The sequence below is a fragment of the Arthrobacter sp. TB 26 genome (assembly GCF_000427315.1).
Classification (GTDB): Bacteria; Actinomycetota; Actinomycetes; order Actinomycetales; family Micrococcaceae; genus Arthrobacter.
On sequence record NZ_AUPJ01000230.1, the window covers coordinates 1 to 3709 of the forward strand.

Sequence of the window (3709 nt, forward strand, 5' to 3'; positions counted from 1 at the left end):
CCCATCCGGGGTGCAGGCGCTCAAGGCTGCGAGTCCGGTTCCTGCCAGCAGCAGGCGGTTGAAGGCCCGCCTGCCGGGCGTGCCGGGGGCGGTCCCTGCCCCGACCGGCCACTGCCCGGAACTGTCGTAGCACACGTGTGCTAGACCTTGCGCAGCAGCATACGCCGGATGGAATGGTCGGAGTCCTTGGTGAGGACCAGTTGCGCACGACCTCGGGTGGGGAGCACGTTCTCCTCGAGGTTCGGCTCGTTGATGCGCTTCCAGATCTCGCGGGCCGTCTGTTCCGCCTCGGTGTCCGAGAGCGTGGCATAGCGGTGGAAGTAGGAGTCCGGCTGCGCGAACGCCGTGGTCCGAAGTTTGCGGAAGCGGTCCACGTACCATTCCTCAATGTAGGACGTTTTGGCATCAACATAGATGGAAAAATCGAAGAAGTCACTCAGGGCCAGGCCCTGCCGGCCGTCATGCCGCGGCCGGGCCGGCGCCAGGACGTTCAGCCCCTCGACGATCAGCACGTCGGGGCGGCGCACCACCACTTCCTTGCCCGGAACGATGTCATAGGTCACATGGGAGTACCAGGGCGCCCGGACTTCCTCCGCGCCGCCTTTGATTTCGCTCACAAATCGGAGCAGGGCCCGGCGGTCATAGGACTCGGGGAATCCCTTGCGCTCCAGGAGCTGGCGCCGCTTGAGTTCCGCCAGCGGGTAGAGGAAGCCGTCCGTGGTGATGAGCTCAACATTGGGGGTGCCGGGCCAGCGGCGGAGCATCTCGCGGAGGACACGGGCGATGGTCGACTTGCCCACAGCCACCGAACCGGCGACGCCGATCACAAACGGGGTGCGCTGGGTCTGCTCGCCCAGGAAGGTGGTGGTGGCCGCGTGGAGCTGGCCTGCTGCCTCGACATACAGGTGCAGCAGCCGTGACAAGGGGAGGTAGACCTCGCGGACTTCCTTCATATCCAGGGGATCGCCGAGGCCGCGGAGACGGAGCACGTCCTCCTCGTTGAGGGGCTGCTCCATCTGGGCGGCGAGCCGGGACCAGGTCTGCCGGTCCAGCTCCACGAACGGGGAGACGCCGTCGCCGTTCGCTTCATTGCGTTGCAAAGTCACCCTAGAGATTCTGCCCTCCGCCGGGCTGAGAGCGAAATGGGGCGGCCCTGTCCGGGCGGCAGGCGGGCCCCGTCCGGGCGGCGAACGGCGTGCTGTGGCCGTTCATCCTACGTCCGCTGTCCGAGAAACCCGCTAGGCTTGAGTCCATGTGTGGAATCGTTGGATATGTGGGCCACTCCGCTGGCCGGGTAAATACTGGACACAATGCCCTGGACGTTGTCCTTGAGGGACTGCGGCGCCTGGAATACCGGGGCTACGACTCTGCAGGCATCGCCGTCGTTGCGGACGGCACCATTTCGTCCCGCAAGAAGTCGGGCAAACTGAGCAACCTGATTGCCGAACTCGAGGCCAACCCGCTGCCGGAATCGCTGACCGGCATCGGTCACACGCGCTGGGCGACCCACGGCGGACCGACAGACCGGAACGCGCACCCGCATCTCGCCGATGAGGGCAAGCTGGCTGTCATTCACAACGGCATCATCGAAAATTTCGCCGAGCTCAAGCTGGAGCTCGTGCGCAAGGGAGTGACGTTCCTCTCCGAGACTGACACCGAAGTTGCCGCCGCGCTCCTGGGCGACATCTACCGGAACCAGCTCCAGGGCGACCCCTCGAAGGGCGGCCTCACCAAGGCCATGCAGCTCGCCTGCCAGCGCCTCGAAGGCGCCTTCACCCTCCTCGCCGTACACGCGGACCAGCCCGACGTCGTCGTGNCCGCCGCAACTCCCCGCTCGTCGTCGGCCTCGGTGACGGCGAGAACTTCCTGGGCTCCGACGTTTCCGGCTTCATCGACTACACGCGCCGCGCCGTCGAACTCGGCCAGGACCAGATTGTCACCATCACCGCCGACACCGTGGAAATCACCGACTTCTACGGCGCCCCGGCCGAAGGCAAGGAATACCACGTCAACTGGGATCCGGCCTCGGCGGAAAAGGGCGGCTTCCCGTCCTTTATGGAAAAGGAAATCCACGACCAGCCGGACGCCGTCCTGCAGACCCTGCTGGGCCGCTCGGACATCAACGGCAAGCTGACCCTGGACGAGCTCCGGGTGGATCCGGAACTGCTCAAGAACGTCGACAAGATCATCGTCCTGGCCTGCGGAACCTCCGCCTACGCCGGACAGGTCGCCAAGTACGCGATCGAGCACTGGTGCCGGATCCCCACGGAAGTGGAGCTCTCCCACGAATTCCGCTACCGCGACCCGATTGTGGACGAGAACACCCTGATCGTCTCGATCTCCCAGTCCGGCGAGACCATGGACACCCTGATGGCCGTCCGCTACGCCAAGGAACAGGGTGCCAAGACGGTCTCGATCTGCAACACCAACGGCTCCACGATCCCGCGCGAATCCGACGCCGTGCTCTACACTCACGCCGGCCCGGAAATCGCCGTCGCCTCCACCAAGGCCTTCCTGGCGCAGATCACCGCCGCCTACCTCCTGGGCCTTTACCTGGCCCAGCTGCGCGGCAACAAGTTCCAGGGCGAGATCAAGGACATCCTCGCGGACCTCAACAAGATTCCGGCCAAGATCCAGCAGATCCTCGACAACGAGGCGCAGATCAAGGAGCTCGGCCAGTCCATGGCCGACGCCAAGTCCGTCCTGTTCCTGGGCCGCCACGTCGGCTTCCCGGTTGCGATGGAGGGCGCGCTCAAGCTCAAGGAGCTCGCCTACATCCACGCCGAGGGCTTTGCCGCCGGTGAACTCAAGCACGGCCCGATTGCGCTGATCGAGGAAGGCCAGCCAGTCTTCGTGGTTGTTCCCTCGCCCCGCGGCCGCGACTCGCTGCACGCCAAGGTCGTCTCCAACATCCAGGAAGTCCGGGCGCGCGGCGCCAAGACCATCGTGATCGCGGAGGAAGGCGACGAGGCCGTCAAGGCCTACGCCGAGCACGTCTTCTACATCCCGGAGACCCCCACTCTGCTGGCTCCGCTGCTCAGCACGGTCCCGCTGCAGATCTTTGCCCTGGCCCTGGCCTCCGCCAAGGGTTACGACGTCGACCAGCCTCGCAACCTGGCCAAGAGCGTGACCGTAGAATAACCCCATGATTGTTGGCATTGGCGTAGACGTCGTAGACATTGAACGGTTCGGCCGGCAGCTGGAGCGCACCCCCGGGCTGCGCGACCGGCTGTTCGTCCCCGCAGAGCGCGAACTGAACACCCGCTCCCTGGCTGCCCGGTTCGCCGCCAAGGAGGCCGTGGCCAAGGTCCTCGGCGCTCCGGCCGGCATGAACTGGCAGGACTGCTGGATCGGGCTTGACCAGAACGGGCCCACCGTCCAGGTCAAGGGCACGGTGCTGGCCGTCGCGGAGTCGAAGGGTGTCAAACGCTGGCACCTGTCGATGAGCCACGACGGCGGCATTGCCACGGCGACGGTCATCGCCGAAGGCTGAGTGCTGCGAGCCTGACCCGAGCCGGACTTCCCGCAGCGACAGCACCGCGAATGGACTGAAACCATGATCAGCGCCTACACCGGAACCCAGATACGAACCGTTGAACAGCGGCTTCTTGACTCAAGTTTGGTAACTGGTGTGGGCGCTGTTCTCATGCAGCGGGCCGCGTACGGGCTGGCCAACGCCGTGGTCCGCGAAGTCCAGGCCCGCGGCGGG

At 65.6% G+C, this 3709-nt stretch carries 2 protein-coding genes and 1 pseudogene; 2 read left to right on the forward strand and 1 reads right to left on the reverse strand.

Features of this window, described 5'->3' with window-relative positions; all coding sequences use genetic code 11:
* Positions 1 to 140: 140 nt before the first annotated feature.
* Positions 141 to 1106, reverse strand: a complete 966-nt coding sequence (gene coaA / locus K789_RS0108220) for a type I pantothenate kinase (RefSeq protein ID WP_024366339.1) — start codon at positions 1104 to 1106, stop codon at positions 141 to 143.
* Between the two features lie 146 nt (positions 1107 to 1252).
* On the opposite strand from coaA, the pseudogene glmS reads away from it, so the two are divergent.
* Both glmS and K789_RS0108230 read left to right on the forward strand, forming a co-directional pair.
* Positions 1253 to 3141 (forward strand): annotated as a pseudogene (glmS, locus tag K789_RS22645) (glutamine--fructose-6-phosphate transaminase (isomerizing)).
* 4 nt (positions 3142 to 3145) lie between these two features.
* On the forward strand, positions 3146 to 3493 hold the full coding sequence (locus K789_RS0108230; protein WP_024366340.1) for a holo-ACP synthase: 348 nt from the start codon (positions 3146 to 3148) through the stop codon (positions 3491 to 3493).
* Positions 3494 to 3709 lie beyond the last annotated feature (216 nt).

Coding starts and splice junctions, on each gene's coding strand:
- K789_RS0108230 (WP_024366340.1), top strand. CDS start 3,146: ATGATTGTTGGCATTGGCGTAGACGTCGTAGACATTGAACGGTTCGGC.